This is a genomic window from Ruegeria sp. AL1, from assembly GCF_056540905.1.
This window is the reverse complement of the sequence record NZ_JBQFXP010000002.1, coordinates 52,338-77,874: the sequence shown is the minus strand read 5'-3', so window position 1 is coordinate 77,874 and position 25,537 is coordinate 52,338. Positions and strand designations below refer to the sequence as shown.

Below are 25,537 nucleotides of genomic sequence, written 5' to 3'. Positions count from 1 at the left end.
AAACCCCGGTTCCCACTACCTATTCTTTCATCGAGATGAGTGTGGTTGACCGCAAAGGCCAAGTGAGTCACCGTGAGTTGGGGGTGAGTTTGCCTTGAACAAAGCCAATGATTTGCCGACAGATCAGCATGTTGGACAGCTGTCACCGGATCTGGTCCGGGCAGCCCTGCGGCGCGTTGTTTCAAGCGATGGGTTTCAAGCATCGCCCCGGTTGCAACAGTTTCTCACGTATGTTGTCGAAGAAACTCTGGCAGGTCGAGGCGCTCAGATCCGCGGTAAAGCCATCGCCGTCGACGTCTATGAGCGACGCATCGACGGAACAGGAGGCCAAAATCTCGTTCGCGTAGAGGCACGGAGGTTACGTCGACTGTTGCGCGAGTATTACGAGGACCATTGGGATGGCCAAGGCGTTCGTATCTTCGTTGATCCAGGTGGCTACAAGCCTCGATTCTCCTATGAACCGTTGCCTGAAAATCCCCTCGCAGGTCCACCTCGGCAGCGGCGGCGTGTTGGACCATTAAGGCAATGGGTTTTTGCCGGATTGGGTGTTTTTGCAATAATCACAATCGCTGGTTTGTGGTTCAACCAGGACGATCTCGGCCCGGAGCCAATTATACGCACGACCGAACAGGCGGAACGTGCGGCACTGGGTGAACAATCGTTGGTACGATTGCAGGCTGCTAACCTTGCGGACCAGGCCCGCGGCATGTTTTTTCCGGTCTTTGATACCAAACGTCAGCAAATGGCACTTGGAATGTTCCAACACGCCACCGAACTCGACCCCGTTTTGCCCGATGGGTACTCCGGCTCGGCGCAGGTTTTGGCGACCCTGGCTATACTGGCCCGAGAGGAGACACAAAGAAGGGATTTCTTGAACCAAGCATTCGAATTGTCTGAACATGCTTTGGATTTGTCCCCCACCGACGCATGGGCGAATGCCGCAACTGGTTGGGTCCTGGCCGTCAGGAATGAGCCGGACGAGGCTTTGAAATACGCCAGAATGTCCGTCGAGCTTGCACCTTCGGATGGCCATGTTTTGGATCTTGCCGGCATCTCGGCCATTGTTGCCAATGCTCCTGATCTTGCCGCCGAAGTCAGCAATCCTCAAAGAGCCAGAACAGGTTCTGGTCGATTTGGTTCAAGAAATATCTGGGGGGTCTCCCAACTGATGCTCGGGAACTACCAAGATGTCATTGACGCCTTTCAAGGCGCCCCAGCTGCCGGTGCGCCCGTCAGCGCTCCTTCGCTCCTGTTCCAGGCCGTTGCGCACGATCTATTGGGCAATTCCGATGCCGCACGACAACTCCTCGACGAAATGCGAAAGACTTGGCCCGATTTCCCGTCCGAATTTCTTGCCAGAAAGATTTTCCACAACGATGATGAAACGCAAAAAGCGATACTTGATACACTGAATAGATATTGACGTATCGTGATGAAGCGAGAACCCGAACCAAGCATTCCGGTTTCAGCATAACATTCATAAAGCAATGCTTCGCTGAGGTGGAACGGGTGCTTTTGGCTGCTACGCCTTGCAGTGTTGAAGGCGTTCTCAATTGACATGAGCGGGCTGTTCAACGCTACTTTGTAAAGCTCGTTTTCTGCGCATTGATGTAATCGGGGCATCACGCGGCATCAGTCAAAGTGGGCTCCTTGCAGACCTCGGCGCCGCCGCAAAACAGAGGCCCTACCCCGGACTCCCGGTCTAAGGCCGACCTTGGGTAGAGCGTTCGTTTGCTGCAGGCAAAGACCACGTTCCAGTTTTTCTCTCCCCCCACTATGGGGAAATTTAGTAGCCAGCACCGCGGGACGACGCGACCACTCCCCCTGAGCTAAACTGCCCCAGTGGCGCTGACGTCAGACACTCCACCAAGGTCAATGGTCAATAGTTTGCAACAGATCCCACATAAACTGATTTCTACATAACAGCTAAGGACCACACCGCATTTATTAACTTTTCGCCTGGTTTCATGACCCGCGTTTGGCGATCATGTTCGCCATCAGACGGAAGGCACCCGGGACAAGATGCTCCATCTGGTGATGAAGGATGAGCGACGTGTGCACGTGCCGCCCCCGCCCGATATCCGCGGCCAGCAAAGCGCCCTTTAGCGGCGCTTCGCCCGGGTCACTCATGGCAAGCAGGGGCACGTAAGCCTCGTCCCAGGATTTTGCGAAATAAAGCCCGCGCTCCTTGTGCCAACCTTTCCAGTCTTCGGCGGAAATGCGATTGGGTGTGTTGAGAACAGAATGGGCGCCCAAATGGGTCACGGTACTGTTCTCATCCGTGACACGCCATCGCAGCGATGGCTTCCCGATCTCCAGCCGCCGCGGCGGTATGACGTCTGCATCCCAGTTGTCCCAAGGCCGGTGATAGAGCGTGACCAGCGTGCCGCCCCTTTCACACCAGGCGTTCAACCGATCTGCAGCATCAGCAAGTCCGGCGCGGAACTTGAAGGCAAATATGCCGACCACAATTGTATCAAATTCCTGAAGCGCTGCGTCACTTGCAAGATCGGCATCACTCACGTCTTGGACATCAACGCCCATGGCAGAAAGCCAGTGCCCGACGCGATCATTTCCCGCCCCGATATAACCGACACGCACACTTGGTACATCGGCCTCCAGAACCCGCACTCTGATAACAGCAGGTCGGTACTGTGCAGTGGCTGCGACATGGGAATGGGTGATGGGTCGCACCGTCTGAGCCGGTTGGCCATTTATTGACACCGGCAACTCGTACAAGCCGGGCTCAACGCCCACTGGCACTGAGATCCTAACGTCCTCACCCTTGATCGCGGTGCCCCACCGTGTCGGAGCGGCAACTGAGACGTCGACATCGGATCTAATTTGAAGCCCGAGCTCACGTTGTTTATGTTTGAGATTAACTAGTAGCGCATCAGTCGAGAGCTGCACACTTGGCGCAGGACACACGAAAGGCTCGTCACCAAAGCGCGCGTTTAGTGTGAAATCGCGCCCGAAAGCGGATACATTGAGAGCCCAATAAGGTTTCAGTGGTATCGCCGGATCATATGCGGCCCGATAGGGATCAGAAGGGCCAGCGTCCTTTTCGATTGAAAGCGTATCGTTCTCCAGACGCCACGCCTTCGGCAGAACAGGCGTGACGGTCAGATGGTCGGCTGTACCCGAATCCAAATCGACGTTCAGAGTGGTTTTTGTACCGGGCGATAGGTGCACATTCCCCACTGACGCCTGTACGGAAATTCCCAGCGAAATCCTTATGGCTCGATCCAGTTGGTCGCGTTTGGCCTTGAGGCGATGGGTAACTTCGCCCTGCAACTGGTCAGGGCATGATGAGGCCGCATCCTCGACGGCTGCGCGCGCCTCTATTGCTTGCTTTGCAACTGTGTCAAATTCAGGAAATGCGGCAATGGCTGAGTCGATCTTGTCCTGTGCGCGGTTCAAGCTGTCCGCCATCGGTGCCGCCCCGGGTAGCTGAGCCAGGTCGCGCAAGGTTTCTGGTAAGCCCGACGTCAGAGTGTCGCCTTCGACATGCGTCTCAGCCAGGTGCAAAGGCCAATCGCGTGCGCTTTGTTGGTTTGGCCAGACGCCCATGCCCTGGGTGCGATGAAACGCGCGCGACATCTGGCCAATACGCTCCCAGCTCCAACCGCTCATGGGGTCGCAACCGCTTCCGTCAATGGTTACGGTCGCCGGTGGCGGTGGGACATCATCGTCATAAGTCTGGCCTGCGCCGGACCACGCTGGCAAAAACAGCTTTTTGACCTGCCACGGAGGCAAGTTCGACGCAAAGTTTGGGTCCGCAGCCGCTGCCATCACGTCATAAGCGGCTTGTGTCATCGCCCGGTGGTGCCCGTGCTGACCCGGTACATCCAGAAATGTCGGGCACAGAATATCAGGCCGGTCCGTCCGGATGATTTCGACAAATCTGGCCAGAGTACGGTCGCGCCCCCAATAGCCAAAGGTTTCTTCACCGGTCTTGGAAAATCCGAAGTCGGTGATCGTATCGTCCCGCCCTTCCGAATGCCAGTACATGCGCATGTCGAGGATATCGCAGGCCCGCTCCATCTCGCGTGTCCGCAATGCGCCCAGATCAGGACCGGTTTCTGTGCCGATATCGTTCTGACCACCCTCTCCCCGGGTCGAGCAGGCATAGGACAGGTTGATGCCATCGCGGAATGCCAACACCGCAAGCATCCCCGAATCCTCATCATCAGGATGCGCCCCCGATTGCATGAACCGCACAACTGAGTTTAGCGGTTTCAGCGCCCACCAAAGTTGCATGACACGGGGTTCCGTGCGGGCGTTCACAAGCCTTGATTGATCTTCGGTCAGCATCGCGGCTCCTATGAGTGTGCCGATATCTGCGGCGTGAAGGCTTGATTGATGACAAGCGCCGCAGCCCCCAGGGTTGCGGTCATCCGGCCCGAAGCACCCCGCAAAAGCCGCGGCGCACTGCGATCGGCGCGATGTGAGACAGAATGATCTGTTGACCGTGCAGTCTGAACAAAGTGATCAAGAATGCTATCGGGCATCGCGCCACCCAAGATTATGGCCTGCGGATCGAACAGGTTTTCAACGATGGTCATGGCCGCCGAAAGCGGCTCGACCGCAGCGTCCAGCCAGCGCGCAAGGGACGGGTTGTTGGCTTTGTAAAGCCGGTCGAGATCATCCCCGCTTGCCACGGTGATGCCTTCTTGCGCCAACGCCCTTTGAACGGAAAAACGGCTGACGGCTTCCTCCAACAGCAGCGCCTTTCCACCAGCGGGCACGGGGATGTGCCCGATTTCGCCTGCATTGCCGTAAGCGCCTGAGATGATGCGGCCTTTGTGAACGACACCCAGACCAAGCCCGCTGCCGAAATACATGAAGGCATAGGTATCCAGACCCTGTGCAACACCCGAGACACGCTCGGCCATCGCGGCGGCATTGGCGTCGTTTTCAACGGCAACCGGCAGGTCAAAAACATCCGAAAACCAATCTTGCGGCGCAATATCATCCCAAAGCGGACCATCCGAGCGGCTTCCACGCAATCCGGTTTGTCCGAATGGGCCCGGCATGACGATACCTGCGCCCAACACGCGGTTGTTCGGTGTGCCGGATTCTTCGATCATTTCCTTTTTGATTCCGACAACCGCTTGCGTCACGGTGTCCCGATCAAGCGACCGCAACGGCGCACGATGCGAGACAATCGGTTTCCCGCGTAAATCCAGCAATGCAGCAAACACCGCATCCGAGCGGATCTCGATACCCATGGCAAAACCGCCCACCGGGTTGATCGCATATTGTACCGCCGGAAGACCGCGCCCGGCAGTGCGCCGCCCGCTTTCCAGAATCAAGCCGTCCTGCAGCAGGTCTGCGATGATGTTCGAGACGGCCTGCGTCGATAGGCCCGACGCCCTGGCGATGTCGGCCCGCCCGATTTGGCCGGCCGCTCGGACCCGGCCAAGGACCATCCGCCGGTTATGGCTGCGCGAACGCTCGGCATTTGCGCCGACGATGATTTCAGAAAGGGCGACCATTGCCTCGGATTAACTCAATTAAGTTGATAACTCAATACAGTTGAGTTAATCATTTCTCATAACGGGCCGCGACCTGACCCGAACAGGCGTCCGGCCGATACAAAACAGGGAGACATTCGATGAGAATTGGCAAGCTGAAGTCCATGTCCTTTGCTGCAGCGACCGGCGTGGCGACACTGCTCGGGTCGGTAGCCCAGGCGGTCGAAATTGAATACTGGCAGTATTTCTTTGATGCCCGTGTCGAAGCGATGGAGCAGCTGATCGAGAGCTTCCAGGAAGCCAATCCCGACATAACCGTCAAAATGACCCACTTCCCGTATGCCGATTACCGCACAAAAGTCGCAGCAGCCGTGCCTGCTGGTGAGGGCCCGGACGTGGTGCAGCTATTCTATGGCTGGCTCAACGACTATGTTGCAGCCGACCTGATCCAGCCGCTTCCCACGAGCGAATTTCCGGCCTCCGAAATTGACGAAAATTTCTTTCCGATGGTTCAGGCGATGAAGGATGGTGACAATTATTGGGCACTGCCTACCGCCGTTCGGTCGCTTGCGCTGTTCTACAATGAACGCCTGCTGGAAGAGGCTGGTGTCGAACCCCCCACCACCATCGATGAAATGATGGCCGCTGCAAAGGCGATGACCAAGCGCGACGGCGCAGGCAACCTGACTCAGGTCGGCATTACCGCCGGCATGACCGCGCAGGATCATCATTGGTGGCGCGAGGGGCTGATCCGTCAGAACGGTGGAGAGCCATATGTGGATGACTACAAGACGGTCAATTACAACTCGGATGCCGGATTGGCAGCGCTGGAGATGTATACAAGCATGTTCACCGGCGATGATGCTGTAACTGCAATCGGGTTCATGGACGAACCTCAGGCGGCCTTCAAAGCCGGGCGTGCAGGTATGCATATTGACGGCTCATTCCGGATCGGCTCACTGGACAAAACACGTGGCCTGAAATGGGGCGTGACCGAGCTGCCCGCGACGTCGGACGGTACACGGTCGAACTATTCATCCTATTGGGTCAATGCGATCACGACCAAAGCCGAAGACGAAAAATACGATGCTGCCGTGAAGTTCATGCAGTATATCACGTCAGATGAAGCGATGCAGATCTGGCTGGATGTGGTCGGCGAACTTCCGGCCAAACCCTCCGTCGGGATGACAGAAGAAAACGCGAATAACGAGGTCTATGGCCCCTTCATCCGAGGCCTCGAATACGCAAATACAACGAAATTCGCCAATGAATCCGCGCAGCGCCAGTTGATGGTGGAAATGGTTGAGCGGATTACGCTGGAAGGCATGTCGCCAGCAGACAGCCTTGCGGTTGCCGCCGAGGCCGAACAAAAAATCCTCGACGAATACTACGCCGAATAACCTGTGATGCCCCGGTGATTGCGCCGGGGCATTTTGGGCGTTGGGGCCAATATGAATTTCTATCGCAGACTCTCCATCAAGCAGAAGCAGATCGTCTGGGCCTGGGCGTTTCTGGCAATCCCGGTGGTGTTCTACAGCGTCATCCGATTTTATCCGACAGGCAACGCGATCCTGATCAGTTTCCAGAACTGGAACCTGCTGGGGGACCGGACATGGGCCGGGACCGAGAATTACAGTAAACTGTTCAGCGATCCGGTGTTTTGGAAAGTATTCCGCAACACCTTTGTGTACTTGTTGCTGGGTACACCCATCAGCCTGATCGTGTCCTTCATCATTGCCTATCACCTCGACAAGACCCGATTTATGCACGGGTTTCTGAGGATGCTTTATTTCCTGCCATTCATGACCAGCGCCGTTGCGATGGCATGGGTGTGGCGGTGGTTTTATCAACCGGTGCCGATCGGGCTGTTTAACAATGCGCTGGCGTCCGTCGGCATCCCGCAGATCGAATTTCTGAATTCGACAACCAATGCGCTTCCTTCGATCCTTGCGCCTGCCGTCTGGGCCGGGCTTGGGTTTCAGGTGATCATCTTCATGGCTGGCCTGCGCGCCATTCCGCCAAGTTACTATGAGGCCGCCCGCATTGACGGCGTTGGATGGTGGACAGTGCTGTGGGAGATCACGATCCCGCTTTTGAAGCCAACGATTGTCTTTATCGTCGTCTTTTCATCCATCGGGTTCCTGCGCATTTTCGATCATGTCTTCAACATGACCACGAACAATCCCGGCGGGCCGCTCAATTCGACGAAACCGCTGGTGCTCATGATCTATGAAACCGCATTTACATCATTCGATATGGGATATGCTGCAGCCCAAACCGTGGTGCTGTTCTTGGTTCTTCTGGTCGTGAGCCTGGTGCAATTGCGTATTCTGAGAGACAGCTGATGGCAGTAACAGAAAACGTTCAGGCAAGCTCGGACACGCTGCTGAAGACGCGGGCACCCAAGCGGCCTGCGAATATGGGCCAGTTCATACGCTGGGGGCTGCTGTTTCTGGGCGGCATCCTGATGGTGATGCCCATCGCCTATATGATTTCGACATCACTGAAATGGCCGCATGAGGTCTACAACCTCAAACTGATCCCGGACGAGCCGCATATCGAAAACTATACATTCGTACTGGAAGACGGCCGGTTCTACTGGTGGTTTCTGAACTCGATCTTCATTGCGGTGATCACCACGGTTTCGAACGTGCTGTTTGACAGTCTTGTCGGCTATACTCTTTGCAAGTTTCGCTTTCCCGGGCGCTACATCGTTTTCATCGCGATCCTTTCCACATTGATGATCCCGACCGAGATGCTGGTGATCCCGTGGTATCTGATGAGCCAGCAATTTGGGTGGCTCGACACCTATTGGGGGATCATGTTCCCCGGTCTGATGACCGCCTTCGGAACCTTCCTGATGAAACAGTTTTTTGAAACCGTGCCCGACGATTTTATCGAGGCCGCCCGGATCGATGGTCTGAACGAGCTGCAGATCTGGTGGACCGTCGCGATGCCGCTGGTGAAACCCGCGTTGGCGGCGCTGGCGATCTTTGTGTTTCTCGGCAATTGGACGGCGTTCATCTGGCCGCTGATCGTCACCAATTCGGTTGAGATGTATACGCTGCCGGTGGGCCTGTCATCTTTCGGAGACGAGGCGGATGTGGCGTGGGAACTGATCATGACAGGCGCGGCAATCTCGACGCTTCCGACCCTGATCGTGTTCCTGATCTTTCAGCGCTTCATTATCCGCGGGGTCGTTATGGCGGGGCTCAAAGGATGACGGATACATCCCGGTTCCCGGATCCTGTGTATCAGGACACCGTGCTTGCGCCCCTGTTTGAAGGGGTGAAGGCGCATTTTGCATCCAGCATAGACCAGATCAATCGCGCGCATCTGGTCATGCTGCAGGAAACCGGCATCCTGAGCACGGAAGAGGCGACAAAAATCGCTTTGGCGCTGAGCGATATTTCCAAGACGATTGACCTGTCGTCTCTCACCTACACGGGCGAGTACGAAGATTACTTCTTTCTTGTCGAGGCAGAGCTGCGCACGCGCCTCGGTGATCTTGGCGGTGCCCTGCATACCGCGCGGTCACGCAACGATATGGATCACACAGTTTTCAAGATGGCGCTGCGCAAGCGGGTGTCATCGCTTTTGGGGTTGGTCCATGATCTGGCCGCCAAGCTGATCGACAAGGCCGAGGCCGAGAAAGAAACGCTGATCGTCGCCTACACCCACGGTCAGCCCGCCCAGCCAACAACCTTTGGACATTATCTGAGCGCTGCCATCGAAGTGTTGCTGCGAGACGCCGAAAGACTGGACGCCGCAGCCAAAGCCTTGGACAAATGCCCGATGGGCGCGGCGGCAATCACGACCTCCGGCTTTCCGATTGACCGAGATCGCATGGCGCAGTTGCTTGGGTTCGAAAAACCGCAATTGAACAGCTACGGGTGCATTGCTTCGGTCGATTATGTGACCGGGCTCTACTCCGCGATGAAACTGCTGTTTCTCCACCTGGGCCGGGTCATTCAGGATCTGCAGTTCTGGTCGGCATTCGAGGTCGGCCAGCTCTATGTACCCAACAGTCTGGTGCAGATCAGTTCGATCATGCCGCAAAAGCGCAATCCGGTGCCGATTGAGCATCTCCGGCATCTGGCAAGCATGACCGTTGGCCGCTGTGACGCCATTGTAAACACCATGCACAATACGCCCTTCACCGACATGAACGACAGCGAAGGTGAGGTGCAGCAATCCGGATATGCTGCCTTTCAAAGCGGCGGGCGGGTGCTGCAGCTGCTTTCGGCTTTGATCCCTGCCTGTTCGATCAATTCCGCGAAGGTGCAAAAGAACGCCGACGCGGCCTGCGTGACCATTACCGAGCTTGCTGACACACTGGTACGGGACGAGCACCTGACCTTTCGGCAAGCCCATGAAATAGCCGCTAAAACTGCAAGCGCCGTGATTGCGTCAGGCAAGTCTTTAGGTACAGGTTTTGCGGCGTTTTCTGACACCTTCCACGCCGAAATAGGTCGCCCGGCAAAACTCGACGAGGCAACCTATGAAACGGTCACATCGTCCGAGCATTTCATCGCGGTAAGAAACCGGCGGGGCGGACCCGGGCCAAAGGCCATGACCGAAGCCCTGACGGCCTATCGCGGGGACTTGAAGCAGCTTGCATCAAGAAAATCACAAAGAGACGACCGCGCCAAATCCGCCGCGTCAGACCTCGCATCCGCCTTTTCAAACCTGATGGAGACCTAATTCGTGGCAGATCTTGCAATTCGCGATCTCGTTAAATCCTATGACAAGACCGAGGTTCTGCACGGCATCAATCTGGATGTGCGCGACGGTGAGTTTGTCGTGTTCGTCGGGCCTTCGGGATGCGGTAAATCGACGACCTTGCGACTGATCGCCGGGCTCGAGGAAGTGACGTCAGGCATCATCGAAATCGCGGGCAAGCAGGTCAATAATCTGGAACCCAAAGACCGGGACATTGCCATGGTCTTTCAGAATTACGCGATCTATCCCCATATGACCGTGCGCAAGAATATTGGCTTCGGTCTGCGCAGTTCCTCGCTTCCCAAAGCGCAGAAAGACGCCCGGATAGATGAGGTTGCCGGCATCCTGGGCATGACCGAGTTTCTGGAACGAAAACCATCGCAGCTGTCCGGTGGCCAAAGGCAACGGGTTGCCATCGGTCGCGCCATGGTCCGCGACCCGGCGGTCTTTCTGTTTGATGAGCCGTTGTCAAACCTCGATGCGCAGCTTCGCACGCAAATGCGGCTGGAAATAAAGAAGCTCCACCAGCAGGTCGGCAATACGATCATCTTCGTCACCCATGATCAGGTCGAAGCCATGACGATGGCCGACAGGATCGTGATCATGAAGGATGGCTACATCCAGCAGGTCGGCACACCTGCCGAGGTCTATCACACGCCGGCGAATACGTTCGTCGCGCAATTTATCGGCGCCCCGTCGATGAACATGATACCGGGCGTCGTGGGCGCAAACAGCATGATCGAAGTTCAATCCGGACAGCGGATCAACCTGGGCCGGGACCTGCCTGAAAGCCGCGAAATCATCCTCGGAATAAGGCCTGAAGATCTGCACCCCGATAATGAGGCTGGCTTTTTGACCGGTGATGTTCTCGTGCGCGAGCCGCTGGGCCACGAAACGCTGATTTATGTTGGCACACCATCGGGTGAAATCGTCGCCAAAGCGGATGGACGAACACCTCCGGACGTGGGCGCAACCGTGATGCTGGGCGCGCGTCCCGAGAACTTGCATGTGTTCGACGCAAACTCTGGCGAGGCACTTGCATGAGCGAGGCACCCTATAGCGGCACGGTCCTTTGCGTCGGTCGCCTCTATTGCGATCTGATTTTCACCGAGGTGCCGCAGCTTCCAAGCATGGGAACCGAAGTCTATGCCGACGGGTTCGGCCTGCATGCGGGCGGCGGCGCTTATATCACCGCCGCACATCTTTCGAGCCTCGGATTCCGAACGACCCTCGGTGCCTTCCTGCCCCAAAGACCATTTGACGGCGTTGTTCGCGATGAATTGCTCCGCGCCGGACTGGACCTGACCTTGTGTGCACCCTCACCACCCTGCCTCGACCCACAGTTGACCGTGGCCATTAGCGACCGCAGCGACCGGGCTTTTCTGACACGCAGGTCAGGCGAGGCTTTCCCCGATCTTTCAATTGACGATCTGCGCAGGCTGAACGTTACGCATGTCCATTTCGGGGAACTGGCCACCTTGGTCGAAAAGCCCGAACTGACGGAAACCGCCCGCGCCGTTGGCGCCAGCCTGTCTGCCGACTGCGGGTGGGACGGAAGCCTTGGCGCGGGCGAAGTGACCGAATGGCTTCAGAAGATTGATCTCTTTCTACCCAATCAAGTCGAATTCGACCGCCTGCGCGACATGGGCGCATCAGTTCCAATTTCAGGGTTAACGGTTGTCAAACAGGGCGCGAAAGGCGCGACGGCATATTGTGAAGGCAACCAATGCAGCCATCGTGCCAATCCAGTTGATGTGGTTGACACGACAGGCGCGGGCGACGCTTTCAACGCCGGTTTCCTCTCTGCGTGGCTGGTCGGCAAGCCGATGCAAGACTGTCTGAAAGCGGGCAACCTGCTTGGGGCATCGGCCATAGCCCAGGTCGGTGGATTTGCAGCTTCGGCTAATTCATGCGGCTCTGTTCTCTAAATGTTAGGATGACATATTCTCACGAGTATATGTCTGATTTACTCCCAGGTTCTAGACCCATTAAATTTGTTGCCGCTATCTCAGGTGCATGATCCAAGCGCAATTGTCGGACAAATTCGAACCAGTTTCAGCCAGGCCATTTTCGCTGTCATTTAAGCCATGCAAAGATCATGTCACTCGGCCAGAGCGGAGATGCGTGCCAGGTTGAAGTGGGTGTAGACGGAGGAATGGGCGAAGGCGAATTTCTGTGATCTCTGAGCGCGACCCGATATGATGGGGCCACTCATCTACTGTGCGATCCGGATCGCGTTAATGGCGTCTGGGACTTGGGGTAACTGCAGCAATATGAAGCGTGCAGGAAACATGGTTCCCGCACGCTGCTCAATCCTTTGCAGTTTCTAAAAACACTCGCGTTGCGCCGTAAACACCGGGACTTCAGTTGCGAGGCCAGTTCCTGCTGTTACCGATGCTAGCCCAAAAAGCTTTGCTTTAACTTCATGGTGTTAGACACGGACGAGCCAAGCCGGTCGGTCCGGTCAAACCATCCCTGCAGTTCCATTGTCTTTCCATCATCGATCGTAGTATCGAGCATGAAACTGCCGTCGGACTGAACCTGTACCGTGCGCCAGACCGGTGGCGCGGACGGGCTGTCCAGCGTTATTCTGAGACGGGCAAACAATGGCTGATCATCAGCAAGATTGACCGGAGTTTCGGACTGAACGTGCAGCAGCCCATGCACCACAAGCCTGCCGTGGAACCAGGTTCCGCGAACCAACTCCAGAGACGTCCGCAATCGTGGGCGGATATGGTAGAAGCAGCTTCCCCAGATCTCATCGGCTTCGCGGGTCCGGCGCCAGGCGGTTAGAAGGAAACCGCTGTCATTGTCACATCCCGGGCGAATTATCTGATCGTTCAGCTCAAGTGTGCAGTTGAAAACGCGTGCCTCGCCCGATGGAATCCGATGCTCGCGCGGCGAGATCGTCAGTTTCGATCCATGTGGCAGACCGCTTGGCACCAGGGCCGCAACCTCGGTTTCGACCCGGTCGTTATGAACCTGCATCGGGAAAGTTATCGGTGCATAAGGCGAGGAGGTCAGCGCTTCAAAGTCAAACACGTTCTGCTGCGCGTTGTTGTTTTGCAGCTTTACGTCATCCGAGGCCAGAGCGACGGTGTCGCCAGTCGCCGGATCAACCGTGTCGGGGATGGTCCAGTCTATGATTTCCATGCGCATGCATTGATGCACATTGGTCGCGTTATCCACCTGCCAGTCGAAAACCGCGATCTCGTTTGCGCCTGCTCCGACGGATGAAATTGTCTCGGTTCCGCGATTGATCCAGCGGCCATCGTCACCCGCGCCGGGTGGATCGCAAACAAACCAGCGGACTTTGACGTCCAAGGCTTCGACGTTGCCGGCATTGTGGACACGAGCGACCACATAGTGCGGTTCGGTCCCGCTGGCGGGGAAGCGCACTGTCTCGCCCTGATCCGTCGGGGTTCCGACCGGATAAACCCGTGGAATTGCCGGGTCCGGGTTGTCGCCGGGCCAGTCGACCCAGATGTCGGGGCTTTTCCAGCTTGGAACGTGGTCCTGGAAGTGCAGGTCGATATACTCCGCCTGCTCCCGCTCGACCCGGACCCTGTAGACGGGGATCGACCCACCCCGGATCGACCGGACATCGGCGACCTCGGCAATACATCCCTTGATCGGAAATTCCGGTGCTGTGGCAAAGTCCCACGTGTCGTTGATCGCCCGTAACTCGGTCCCTTGATTCAACAGATGTACCGACCGGCGGTAAAGGCCATTCACCGCCCAGGATCGATCGGAATTCGGGTCCAGCCCGTTGGTGGCGATCACCGTCGGCTCAGGGCTAAGGTTTTGTGAAAAGTTTGATCCCTCCGCGCGCAGCTCAAGAAATGCGGTCACGCCGCCATCACTGCCGAGGTTGAGCTTCATCAACTGCCCAATCGGCACCGTACCGCCAACTTCGTCGCGAACATCCTGACCCATTGCGTTGTCCCAGTATTCGATCGGCACCAGCCAGGCTTCGGTCACATCCGTACCCGTAGGCGAAGGCAAATCGACGAAAATGGTTCTGTTCGTGTTGACGTCATTGGTGTCTGGAATCCAGCCCAGTTTCCATTTCGACCAGCCGCAGAAATGGTGGAAATTTGAGTTTCCGCCCGCCATCATCGCCCATGCATCGACATAGTCCACGTCGTCACGATAGCCGTTCGCCGAGTACAGATCGGGCAAACCAATTGCGTGGCCGATTTCGTGCGCCATGACCCCGGCGTGACTGGACAGCGTGCCAAAGAACCTTTGCCCGATGATCCTGGACGTGCCCATTTGCACTGGCTCTTCACCGCCTGGCGGATTTTTGTCGGTGGCGTAATGCCCGCGCGCATACATGCGTTTGCCCCCAAACCCTGCCGGATCGTCGCAATCCCAGCGGTCAGCGATCGGGATGCTGGTGCTAGGCGCGCCGACATGGGCGATCATCATGACGTCGAAATTATCAAACATCGCCTCGACAGCGTCGCGATCCCAGGCAGTGGTATTGCGGATATGGTCCATCGCAGCGGTAAATGTGTCGTCGGCCAAATCCACCGAATGGCGCAATGCGTTCGAGTTGTTGGGCCCGCTTTCGCTGCCCGGATTGGGTTGCGACGTGTCCCAGCCGGTACCGCCGAGGCCAGTACTGGACAACCGTTCAATCGTGGCTTCCTCGCCGCCGAAGTCGGCTGTCAGGTTGATGTCGATGGTCAGTTCCTGCGCGCCCGCGTCAAGGTCTGTTCCGACCGACGTGTTGAAATACGCGGCACTGCCGCCAATGCCCTCTCCGGCATCGACCTGTGCTGCGCGCAGACATTCACGGAAATAGCTGCTGGCCGCTGTTGTTGAACTCATGACGCCGGGAATGTCCGCCGAAGACAGCCCAAGCTGGGTCAGCGGTGCCGCCGGAGAGACGGGCCCCGCGACCGAAACCTGTCCCTTTTGGGTTGCCGCACCACCGGCCGAGGCAATGCGAAAACGTCCTTGAGCGCGGCCAAACAAAGTGTCGTCCGACGAGGTTCGGACGCGTCTGAACTCGACATCCTGAATCAGAACCGGGCTGCCCGCAATGCCGGCCTCGGCGGTTCGGATCGCGTCGGTCAGCAATGTTTCCAGATCGCTCAGGAAACCCGCGATATCACCGCCCTGATTCACGGTCAGCGTCGTGGCAGGAAAGTTCAGGGTCAGCGTATGGCTGTCACCTGTCTGGGTTTCCACGGCCAAATCCAGCGTTTCTGTACCGTCGAATGTCAATGTCACCGGGAAACTTCCCAGGTTGCCGCTGCTCCACATGGCCGCAAATGGCAGATCATAGGTATTGACGGCGCCCGCACGGGGATTGGCTTGTATCGACAAGGTCTCGGTCCCGTCCAGCGCAACCGGGTCCGAGAAATCCGCGGGCATCACGGCGCGCAAACCACCGGCCCGGAAGCCATCCCACCAATAGCTGGCCTGCGATTGAGGCAGCACCAAGGGCCGCCGCATTCCGCCAATATCGTGGCCGAATACTGTAAAACTGATCGCAAGCTCACCAAAGCTGCACTCGTCATAATAGTCGTCAACGGTAGAGAATATTCTGGTCGTGGCCTGATCGATCAGTTGGGTCATGTCGGCATCGCCGTAGGTCTGACCGCCGTCGATCACCGGAAAGATGCAGATTTGCAGGGTGGGATTAACTTGCGCGATCTGGTTCCGACGCCCCCAATAGGTGACGGTCTTCGCAGGCGGAGGAACCACAATTGTAAAATCATCCGGCAGACGCGGTTTCAGTTCGGCGACATAGTCGGCAATCCGCCACGCTTCGAGCTGACCCTTTCTGGTAATCTGTACCAGCATCTTCTGTGTCTGGCTCTGGCCTTCGGATACGTCGGCGCCGGCGCGGTCCAGTTTGCGCTCCAGCTTTACGTTCAAGTTGCGGTCCATGACCGCCATTCGGGTGGCATTGGCGCTGAAGGCTGCAAAGTAAGATCCAGCCTTTTGAATCCGGTAGATGGTGAACCCCACCTGCGCAGAATGACGATCATCGCAGGGCTCATCGTCTCCGGGATCGTTCGGATCACGCGGGCCGCCGTCGTCCCCAGGGTCTTTGGGCCCGCATGTGCAATCGCATCCGCATCGCTTTAACAAGAGCTGTAGCACGTAGCAAAGCCGAGCGAAGGGATCGGCAGATTGCGCTGTGGTTGCAGGCAAGGCCGCACGCATATCGACCTTCTGAACCAGCCCTCCTTTGCGGGCCAGCACCAGATGGGTGCCTCCGGCCACTGTTGCGGCTGTGACGCGGTCAATCTCGAACGGGTGAATCTCGACCCCGCCTTGGAGACTATCGGACCCGACCATGACCAGCCTCAGTTCGCCTTTGTCCCGACCAAGAAGAATATTGTGCCGTGCCGGGTCCAGCGCGGTCAGATCGCCATCAAGGGCAAAACCACCAGCCCGCTTGGCCGCACCGGTGCGCCGGTTCACTTCGACGATGGCACGACCACCGTCGGGTTCGGTGACGACAAGGACCAGCTTGCGCCGCAGAACGACCATATCCGTCGCTTTCGCGGCCACATCGTGGGCGATGGGTGTAATCCGGGGTTCGGTGGACAGACCTTCGACGTCAGGGCAATCAGGCCGGGGGCGAAAATCCACCGACACTGGACGCCCCTCTTTGTCCAGACAGTACAAAACCAACGAAGTCGCCCCCGGAGCCGCCTGTGCTTTGGCAACATGCCGGCCGGTCTTGGCCGAGAACAGGGGGCCTTTGCCGTCGTCGAGCCCGTCGAACAAATAAACCGATACCCGGGTGTCGCTGAAGCTGGCAACAAAGCGGTCATCGGTTCCAAACAACACCGTTGGGCCGTCCCCGACAGGACCGCCATCCTCTGCGGGCGGCTTCTTTCCAGTATGCGTTTCGCCTGGTTTACACCAACCGGCAACTTCGGCGTCTCCGTTATCCCGCACCGCGCGATAACCAACCTGATGTACGATATTTACTGATTCATTGGACTTGGGCATGACAATTCCCTCAAAAATGGACTGCGTAGGAAAACCGGAACACAATGCGCCTCAAAACGATTGAGGCACTTTTTGTATGGGCTGTGCATTTTCTCGGCAGTCAGAAAATACGTGCGTATTGAATTCCGGCGAATTCAAATCAAAGAAATTTCAGAAAGAAGAATGTTTAGCGATGCTTGCAATTTTAGCGTGTTTTGCAATTTCTGTAAACCTGACCGCGCCGGGTCTGACAGGGCGACTGATATAAAGGTTGTATGGTCATCAGAGGCGCCGGCGAGAATTCTGAGCAACATCGGGGATTTGCTTGTCAGAGCTAATTCGGGACGCCGGTGTTGTTTGGGTATTCCGGTAGCGAAACTGGAACCGATATTTTGGAGGCATCGGCCAAAATTCGCCAACGCAAAATCTTCAATCCAACCCAATAAGTGCGGGGGTGTTGGTCATTTTGGCAAAAAATATAACGGTACATCCGACAACTCGGTCATGGGATGCCCAGCGCGCCGCAGCTTTATTTCGAGGTTTATTAATAGCTGCTTTCAACATCTCATCGTGCGATCCTCAGACCGCCAAAGGGAATGTCGCTTGCCACTGACCTTCACAAAGACTTTCTCGAGGTGCACGTCCGCTCCGAAAATCTTGAAATTTCTGAATGCGCTTTCATCGGAACTTCGAAGCGAAAATCGGACCACAACGAATCCTCCAATATCAGAAAGCCTCGTGGCTCACTTCGATCCTAAGCTCGTGCAAAATATCGACCATGTTTCGAGGCGAAATCGGATACCGAGCGTCGCCGCCAAAACGGATGACCCAGGGGCCGGTTTAGGGTCTCTTGAACATAGCAGGTCTTGTTATACCCAAACGCGAACAATCAACTCTGCTTGCCTGACACCAGGTTCTATCGACAAGACCGCTAGAGTACCGCAAGGGCAGCGCGCATGTCTCGTTCTATCTTCTGGTGCGCAATGAATGCGTCGTACCGTGCGTGGTGGATGTCCGCAATAACACCCGAACTTGGCAAGATACGTTCTTGCACGGAAGACATCGCGGCCATTGCTCCGGTCAACGACTCCTTGGCATTACTTGCGACCGCACCAAGCATAGCCGCCCCCAGCAAAACCGGCTCTGGCGAAGATGTCGAAAGAACCGGCACGCCGCTTGCATCGGCAAGAAGCTGTTTGATCGTCGCGCTTTCCCCGGCCCCGCCGCTTATCGCAACAGATTTCGGACAGACGCCATGTTCTGCCTGTGCCTCCATGATCTGCCGCAAACCGTATCCCACGCCAAGAACTGCCGCGACATATGTTGCAATCAGGTCTGAAAGATCCGTCGCGAGTGTCAGACCGGTGACGATGCCGGTTGCGTCCGGATCGGCATAGGGTGCCCGGTTGCCGAGAAAATCCGGAACGATCACACGGGCACCGGCAAGCCGGGCTGCGTCGCTGGCGTTCGGCACGCGGCGTTCGACCTCGCGCAGCAGAAAGGCTTGCAGCGACATCCCTTCGGACTGTGCCTGTTCAGAGGCATACCCCCTTGCGGGATGGGTCGAGATGAGGTGCGCAATGGCCTCACCCGCCGCGGATTGCCCACCTTCGGACAACCACATGCCTGGCACCATGGCCGAGAAATACGGGCCCCAGACGCCGGGTACCTTATGTGCGCCAGACGATGTGGACATGGTACACGCCGAGGTTCCGAATACATAAGCCATCGTCGCTTCGGGTCCTGAGACAGGATCAGCACCCACTGTCCCAATGCCCCCGGCATGTGCATCAATCAACCCGGCCCCCACCGGAGTACCAGCGTTAAGCCCCATGCTCTTGGCGGCCTCGGTCGTCAATCCTTGGGCCAGTGCCGTTCCTGGGGCCACAATCTGTTGGCCGATCCGGGCGAACCCTTCTGCGGGCAGTTCCGGTAATCCGATCTGTTGAAAATAACTTTCATCCCAGCGGTCTTCGTGGGCCAGATAGGTCCATTTGCAGGTCACGGTGCAGGCGGATCGAAACAGCGACCCAGTGGCGACCCATGTCAGAAAATCCGGTAAATCAAAGAACTGTCCAGCTGCACTGAAGGTGTTGGGTATATTTTCCTTTAACCATAACAGCTTGGGCGTCTGCATTTCGGGCGATATACGACCCCCAACATACTCTAGCACCGGATGTTCCGTGGCATTGATACGCTCAGCCTGCCCCTTGGCCCGGTGATCCATCCAGACAATGACATTGCGCGCCGCCTCACCTGACGCGCTGATGCTCAGCGGTCGCATGTCCGTATCCAAAACCACCATCGAACAGGCGGCGTCAAAGCCGATGCCTTTGACCTCATCCGCCTCTATCCCAGCCTCGGCAACAGCACCGCGCACACAGGCGCAGACGGCCTGCCAGATATCGTCCGAGGATTGCTCGGCGATATCGCCTGCGTCGCGCCACATCCGAATGTCCTGCTTGCGGCTGGCCAGCAGCTTACCAGCGTCGTCGAACACACCCGCGCGGGCGCTGCCCGTGCCAACATCTACACCGACGAAACAGCTCATAGGTCCACCGCGTTGGGCAGGATCACAAGGTCGCGGATGGTGACGTTGGCGGGTCGGGTCAGCATGAAGACGACACAATCCGCGACCTCTTTGGGTTGCATCAGGCTGCCCTCGGCGAGGGCCTGCTCCATTTTCGCCTTGGGCCAGTCGTCAAGCAACGCGGTCACGACCGGACCGGGCAGCACGGCTCCGACCCGCACGCCATGCTTTGCCACCTGTCGGCGCACAGAGTGGGTAAAGGCCTGAACCGCGTGTTTTGAGGCGGTGTAGATCGGCTCCCACACAACGGGGATGACCCCTGCGATGGAACTGGTCAGGATGACATCCCCCGATCCCTGTTTCGCAAGATGGGGCAAAACGGCATGTACGGATCGGAACGCTGCGTTGATATTGAGATTCAGGACCTGGTCCCAGGCATCCGGGTCACCCTCCAGCACGTCTCCACCGATATAGGCCCCTGCATTGGCGTGGAACGCATCCAGACGTCCCGTCTTTTCAAGTATTTGCGGCATCATTTGAGAGATGCTGTCAGGGTCCATCAGGTCGGTGACAATCGGGATCGCAGCATCACCCAGCGCGGTGCAGGCCGCGTGCAACGCATCCTCATCGCGATCCACCAGCGCCACACGCCCCCCGGCTTGGATGCATTCTTCGGCGCAGGCCCGACCGATACCGGATGCTGCGCCTGTGATTGCCACCACTTTGCCTGTCAGATCAGCCATTGCCATGTCCTTTTCGTATCAAGCCGTATTGCGCCGCTTTGCCTTGAAGGAAAGGCAAACCCTGTCCGATGACCTCATCCGCGCTGTCGGCGACGGGCCGCCACACGGACAGACCGTGCGCAATTTCCGGCGGCATATTGATAAAGCTTTCCATCGCCAGCCCGCCGTCAAATCCGATCGCGGCAAGAGTGGCAAAGATCTCATCCCAATCGCATGTTCCCACGCCCGGCGTGCCACGGTCGGATTCCGACAGATGGATGTATCGCAGATGGTCGCGGCCATGAAGAATGCCATTTCCAGCGCCTTTTTCCTCGATATTCATGTGATAGGTGTCGAGGTGCAGAAACATGTTCTCAGCACCGATCCGTTCAATAATGGCCACTCCCTGTGCGGCGGTGTTGATCAGATGCGACTCATACCGGTTTACCGGCTCAATCCCGAAATCGAGACCCGCCGCCTGCGCCGCCGCTGCTGCGGTTTCAAGCGCGCAGGCAACGTTGTCCAGCTCGGTCTGGGTAGGTGGCTGACCGCTGCGTTCACCGATCCCGCCATAGGTCACACCGGTGAGAGCTATGGCGCCCAACCCGGCGGCTTTCTCAATGGCCAGTTTCAGAAACGCCACCGCACCTTCGGGGTTTTTTGAGGCCCAGACCGGCTCGGGCAATCCCAATGAGCACACCGCAGGTAACTGCGCCTGTTCCAGCAGGTGCCGCCCCAGCGCCGCGTCGGTCGATGCCGGGTCAAGGAGCGCGATCTCGATGAAATCCATTCCGCATTCCGTTGCCGCAGCGATGGCGCGTGCAGCGCCTTCTGCATCCCAGGACATGGTCCACATACTGGTGTGGACGCCGAAACCTTTCATATGCTCGAATACCCCCCTTCGATCATCATGATCGCCCCATTCACCAGATCTGATGCGGGCGATGCGAGATACAGCGCCATGTCGGCAATCTCGACCGGCTCACCGAACCGCCCCAAAGGCGTTTTGGCGATGAACGGGTCTTTCTTTTCGGGCGCGGACCACAGTTGTTTGCCCATGTCCGTCAGCACCACGGTCGGGCAGATGGCGTTGACCTGAATGTTGGACGGCGCCGCCTCAGTCATCAGGGATTTGGTCAGGGCGTTCAGCCCGCCTTTGGACGCGGCATAGGCCGCGTGATCGGGCAAGGCGATCACACCGGTCTGAGACGAGATATTGATGATCTTTCCCTGCCTGCGTTCCATCATGCCGGGCAACACGGCGCGCGACAGAAGGAACGGTGCGGTCAAGTTCACCGCCATGGTGCGCTGCCAGTCTACCAGATCAAAGCCCACAACCGGCCCCGTCAACGCGATCCCCGCAGAGTTCACCAGAATATCGATCTGCCCGAACTGATCCAAAGCCGTGGCGGCCACCGATACGGTTTCCTCGGCGACGGCCAGATCACCGGTTATCGCCGCAAATCGCCGCCCCATGGCCTCGACACGACTGCCCAAGGCGGCCAGGCGGTTGTGGTCGCGCCCATGCGCCGCGATATTCGCGCCAGCCTCGGCAAAAACCTCGGCAATAGCCGTTCCGATCCCAGAAGATGCGCCGGTAACCAACGCGTTCTTTCCTTTCAGGCTGAACCGGCTTTCCCAAGACATGGTCTATTCCAGATTTGTGTGATTGGCCCGCATGCCATCGGGTGCCACACCCAAACGGTCGCGCAGGTCCAGCACGAGCAATTCGAAAAACAGGAACATAAGCGCCTCATACAACGAACCCATCGGCAGGATCGAAGTGGCGGCAGCGCCCTGATCGGCGGCCATGGTTTGCGCGGGGAGGTGAATGGTCAGATCCGCAGATTTCGGCACTGAACCATCGGGTTCGGCCGTGATGCAAACGACCTTGGCCGCACTGCTGTGCGCCACGTCGACCAATGCTGCAACGGTCGAGAAGTGCCCCGGCCCCGCACTGACAAACAGAACATCGCCGGAGCCGGCCGGAGGGGCGGTCATATCGCCCACCACGTGGGCGTCGCATCCCAAGTGAAACAGGCGCATCGCCAGCGCTTTCATCATCAGGCCTTCGCGGCCCACGCCGTAGCACAAGATACGGCGCGCGTGCGCAAGGGTCTGTGCCACTGGCGCGATCTGCGCCAGCACATCCGGCGACAAACCGGGCCGCAGCTCTGACAGTAGCCGGTCCGCCAGATCGTCCATCGCACCGGTCATGTCTGACTCAGCCTGATCTGGATTTTGACATCCGTCGGACGGGCCTCAACCGCGCGGTCGAAGGCTTCGATGCTGTGCTCAAAATCGAAGGTTTCCGATATCAGCGGTTTCAGGTCCACCTTTCCCGACCCAAGCAGAGCGATGGCGCGGTCGTACATGTTGGCATAACGAAACACCGTTTCCATCCGGATTTCCTTGGATTGTGCCAGCACGATATCCATCGGCACCGGATCGACCGGCATGCCGACCCAGACCACACACCCCGCCGGAGCCACAGTTTCAAGCGCGGTCTTTACGGACGCCGCCGCCCCGGCGCATTCAAACACCACATCTGCACCCCACCCTTCGGTTGCGTCCCGTAAGGTTTCGACCGGATCGTCGCGCCCGATCAGGATCGGTACGATATTGTCATAGCGCGCAGCGACCGACAGTTTTTCTTCGACCAAATCAGAGATAAAGACTTTTGCGCAGCCACCCGCCAATGCCGCCAGAGCCACCATAATGCCAATCGGGCCAGCACCGGTGACAAACGCCACATCGCCCGGTTTGATTTGCGCTTTGGTTGCCGCCTGCATCCCAATCGCAAAGGGTTCGACCATCGCCCCTTCGGCAAAGCTGATATGGTCGGGCAGTCGATAGGTGAAGGCGGCGGGATGCACGACAGACGGTGTCAGGCAACCATGCACCGGCGGCGTCGCCCAGAACTGCACAGACGGGTCCACGTTGTAGACGCCAAGCTTTGCCGCTTTGGACCGAGTGTTGGGAATCCCGGGTTCCATACAGACCCGGTCACCGACGCGCAGGCTGGTTACGGCCGAACCAACCTCGGTGATCACGCCCGCCGCTTCGTGCCCCAGAACCATCGGCGCATTCACAACGAAGGGCCCGATCCGGCCATGCGTGTAATAATGCACATCGCTGCCACAAACGCCGACGGTGTCAATTGCGATGCGGACATCCTCGGGACCCAGTGTGTCGGCCAGCTCGATCTCGCGCAGTGAAAGACTGCGGGCTTTTTCCAGAACCAGAGCTTTGGCCATCTTACACCTCTCTCACTTCTTTTTGGTTTCCAGCAACGCCGCCGCTGTGTTTTCGTCTGTAACCAGAGTGTCGACAAATCCGCGCGTCAATGCCGCCGTGATGATCAGCACTTTGTGAAGACCACCCGCCGCCAGAATGACATTGTCAATCTGGGCCATTTCATCCAGGGAAAGACCGATCACACGCTGGTTCAAAGGGTGGTCGATCATCGCGCCATCTGCGTTCAGGATATGCCCGGTGATGTCCCCCACCCCGCCTTTTTCGATCAGATCGACCGGGTCAACCCCATTTGGCAACGCATCCCGCACCAGCAAAGAGCTTTCCAGATCACCCGTCGCCAGCGCAATGGCACCACACGCGCGTATCTTTTCCAACATGTCACGGATCACATCCTGCTCCATGAACAAGGCCTGACTTTCCGGACTGCCCGCATAAAGCGGTGCGGTGAAAAAGCTGTGCTCGGCGTTGCACAGATCAGCCAGTCGTGTCGTGATCTCATACCCGTTCACATCCGATCCGCGCGACACGCCGCCCATGATCGACACGATCTCAAGATCTGGGCGGTCCAGCGGCTGCATGTGTCGCGTGGCAAGGTTCAGGGTGTTGCCCCAGGACATGCCAAAATGGGTCAGGTTCGGGTCACTCAAGACTTCGCCCAGATGCGCGCCCAACCCAGCCGCCACCAACGGTGTTACCGACACCCGGTCTTCGGGGGATGGGACAACAACCGCGCGGGTCAGGTCAAATTGCCGTTCGAGTTCCCATTCCAGTTGTGCCGCCGCCGCAAAAACGGATTCTACGCTGACCCGCAAGATACCGCGCCGCCGCGCCTCGCTGAGCGCTTTGTTGACGCGCAAACGCGTGGTACCGAACCGTGCAGCCGCATCTGCCTGTGTCATGCCCTCGACCTCGCAGGCCCAGCACAGCCGCACCAGCAGCTGTTCTTCCGGGTCAATCTGGTCAAGTTTGATATAGCGTGACATGGATATCCTTTCCTTTTGTTCCCGTTCTAACGCAACGCAACAGGAAAGGGAGTGGTCGGCGGCGTCATTTCACAGCCCCCATCGTCAGGCCGCGCACCAGTTGCTTGGAGGCAATGAGCGCGAAGATCAGAACCGGGATGACGATCAGGGTCGATGTGGCCATGATCTTGCCGTAAGGCAGGTTGTAGCCCTCCATGAAGGACACGGCCATTGCCGGGGCGGTCTTGGCCTCGGTGCGTGTCAGGATCAGGCCGAACATCAGCTCGTTCCACGAGAAGATGAAGGAAAAGATCGCCGACACGGCCACACCGGGCATGGCCAATGGCAGGCAGATTTTGCGCATGATGGTGAATTGCGACGCGCCTTCCAGCCGCGCGGCCTCGTCCAGATCATAGGGGATGCCGCGAAACTGGTCGGTCACGATCCAGATGACGATCGGCAGGTTGAAGGTCAGGTATATCAGGATCAACGTGATGTGTTTGTCCAGCAAGGACAGGTTCCGTGCGATCAAAAAGAACGGCAGCGCCAGCACGATAGGAGAAACCATCCGGTTGGTGATAAACCAGAACCACAGGTCTTTTTTGCCGCGAAACTCGAACCTGGCCAGGGCGAAGGCGGCTGGCACCCCAAGCAGCAGCGCCAGCAACGTGGTCGAGATTGCGATGATCAGCGAATTGATCAGTGTCCGAAACACCCCGTCCTCGAACAGCGCCTCGCGGTAATTGGCCAGTGTCGGCTCGAAAATCCAGACCGGGGGCGATTCCAGCGCAACGATCTGCGTTTTCAGCGATGTCGTGACCATCCAGTAGAATGGGAAAACACAGACCAGTATGATCAGCACCAGCAAGGCGATCTGCGACCAGTATGAGCGCGTTGTCGTCATGG

The 25,537-nt window shown here is 57.6% G+C and carries 18 protein-coding genes; 7 read left to right on the top strand and 11 right to left on the bottom strand.

What is annotated here, in order from left to right; all coding sequences use genetic code 11:
- The first annotated feature begins 94 nt into the window (after positions 1–94).
- Positions 95–1,423, top strand: coding sequence for a tetratricopeptide repeat protein (locus ACRZ9X_RS03445; protein WP_480515970.1), 1,329 nt, complete (start codon positions 95–97; stop codon positions 1,421–1,423).
- Positions 1,424–1,965: 542 nt separating this feature from the next.
- On the opposite strand, the gene ACRZ9X_RS03440 is transcribed toward ACRZ9X_RS03445, so the two are convergent.
- Both ACRZ9X_RS03440 and ACRZ9X_RS03435 read right to left on the bottom strand, forming a co-directional pair.
- Positions 1,966–4,314: a PIG-L family deacetylase gene (locus ACRZ9X_RS03440; protein ID WP_480515969.1), complete on the bottom strand. Its 2,349-nt coding sequence runs from the start codon at positions 4,312–4,314 to the stop codon at positions 1,966–1,968.
- A gap of 8 nt (positions 4,315–4,322) precedes the next feature.
- On the bottom strand, positions 4,323–5,498 hold the full coding sequence (locus ACRZ9X_RS03435; protein ID WP_480515968.1) for an ROK family protein: 1,176 nt from the start codon (positions 5,496–5,498) through the stop codon (positions 4,323–4,325).
- A gap of 119 nt (positions 5,499–5,617) precedes the next feature.
- Between ACRZ9X_RS03435 and ACRZ9X_RS03430 the strand changes: the two genes are divergently transcribed.
- From ACRZ9X_RS03430 to ACRZ9X_RS03405, 6 genes are read left to right on the top strand one after another with little or no spacing between them, the layout of a single operon-like run.
- The gene (locus ACRZ9X_RS03430; RefSeq protein ID WP_480515967.1) at positions 5,618–6,877 is read left to right on the top strand and encodes an extracellular solute-binding protein; all 1,260 of its coding nucleotides are present in this window, start codon (positions 5,618–5,620) and stop codon (positions 6,875–6,877) included.
- 51 nt (positions 6,878–6,928) lie between these two features.
- Positions 6,929–7,822, top strand: coding sequence for a carbohydrate ABC transporter permease (locus ACRZ9X_RS03425; RefSeq protein WP_480515966.1), 894 nt, complete (start codon positions 6,929–6,931; stop codon positions 7,820–7,822).
- Positions 7,822–8,700: a carbohydrate ABC transporter permease gene (locus tag ACRZ9X_RS03420; protein ID WP_480515965.1), complete on the top strand. Its 879-nt coding sequence runs from the start codon at positions 7,822–7,824 to the stop codon at positions 8,698–8,700. Before ACRZ9X_RS03425 ends, ACRZ9X_RS03420 begins: the two co-directional genes overlap by 1 nt.
- Positions 8,697–10,181: an argininosuccinate lyase gene (argH, locus tag ACRZ9X_RS03415; RefSeq protein ID WP_480515964.1), complete on the top strand. Its 1,485-nt coding sequence runs from the start codon at positions 8,697–8,699 to the stop codon at positions 10,179–10,181. Before ACRZ9X_RS03420 ends, argH begins: the two co-directional genes overlap by 4 nt.
- A gap of 3 nt (positions 10,182–10,184) precedes the next feature.
- A complete protein-coding gene (locus ACRZ9X_RS03410; protein ID WP_480515963.1) occupies positions 10,185–11,243 on the top strand; it encodes an ABC transporter ATP-binding protein in 1,059 nt (352 codons plus the stop codon).
- On the top strand, positions 11,240–12,127 hold the full coding sequence (locus ACRZ9X_RS03405) for a carbohydrate kinase family protein (protein ID WP_480515962.1): 888 nt from the start codon (positions 11,240–11,242) through the stop codon (positions 12,125–12,127). The genes ACRZ9X_RS03410 and ACRZ9X_RS03405 overlap by 4 nt, the downstream gene beginning before the upstream one ends.
- Positions 12,128–12,596: 469 nt before the next feature.
- Here ACRZ9X_RS03405 and ACRZ9X_RS03400 read toward each other — a convergent pair whose 3' ends face one another.
- The 9 genes from ACRZ9X_RS03400 to ACRZ9X_RS03360 all read right to left on the bottom strand — a co-directional run bounded on the left by ACRZ9X_RS03400 (position 12,597) and on the right by ACRZ9X_RS03360 (position 25,535).
- Complete coding sequence (locus tag ACRZ9X_RS03400; protein ID WP_480515961.1) at positions 12,597–17,180, bottom strand: immune inhibitor A domain-containing protein; 4,584 nt, start codon at positions 17,178–17,180, stop codon at positions 12,597–12,599.
- Positions 17,181–18,090: 910 nt separating this feature from the next.
- Positions 18,091–19,710: an FGGY-family carbohydrate kinase gene (locus ACRZ9X_RS03395; protein WP_480515960.1), complete on the bottom strand. Its 1,620-nt coding sequence runs from the start codon at positions 19,708–19,710 to the stop codon at positions 18,091–18,093.
- Positions 19,707–20,432, bottom strand: a complete 726-nt coding sequence (locus ACRZ9X_RS03390; RefSeq protein WP_480515959.1) for an SDR family oxidoreductase — start codon at positions 20,430–20,432, stop codon at positions 19,707–19,709. Before ACRZ9X_RS03390 ends, ACRZ9X_RS03395 begins: the two co-directional genes overlap by 4 nt.
- Entirely contained in the window at positions 20,425–21,294 is an 870-nt protein-coding gene (locus ACRZ9X_RS03385) for a TIM barrel protein (RefSeq protein ID WP_480515958.1), read from the bottom strand. Before ACRZ9X_RS03385 ends, ACRZ9X_RS03390 begins: the two co-directional genes overlap by 8 nt.
- Positions 21,291–22,058 (bottom strand): SDR family NAD(P)-dependent oxidoreductase, encoded by a 768-nt coding sequence (locus ACRZ9X_RS03380; RefSeq protein ID WP_480515957.1) that lies wholly within the window; start codon positions 22,056–22,058, stop codon positions 21,291–21,293. Before ACRZ9X_RS03380 ends, ACRZ9X_RS03385 begins: the two co-directional genes overlap by 4 nt.
- 3 nt (positions 22,059–22,061) lie before the next feature.
- Complete coding sequence (locus ACRZ9X_RS03375) at positions 22,062–22,628, bottom strand: SIS domain-containing protein (protein WP_480515956.1); 567 nt, start codon at positions 22,626–22,628, stop codon at positions 22,062–22,064.
- Complete coding sequence (locus tag ACRZ9X_RS03370; RefSeq protein WP_480515955.1) at positions 22,625–23,668, bottom strand: NAD(P)-dependent alcohol dehydrogenase; 1,044 nt, start codon at positions 23,666–23,668, stop codon at positions 22,625–22,627. The genes ACRZ9X_RS03375 and ACRZ9X_RS03370 overlap by 4 nt, the downstream gene beginning before the upstream one ends.
- Positions 23,669–23,680: 12 nt before the next feature.
- On the bottom strand, positions 23,681–24,652 hold the full coding sequence (locus tag ACRZ9X_RS03365; protein ID WP_480515954.1) for a sugar-binding transcriptional regulator: 972 nt from the start codon (positions 24,650–24,652) through the stop codon (positions 23,681–23,683).
- Positions 24,653–24,716: 64 nt separating this feature from the next.
- A complete protein-coding gene (locus tag ACRZ9X_RS03360) occupies positions 24,717–25,535 on the bottom strand; it encodes a carbohydrate ABC transporter permease (protein WP_480515953.1) in 819 nt (272 codons plus the stop codon).
- Positions 25,536–25,537: the final 2 nt, after the last annotated feature.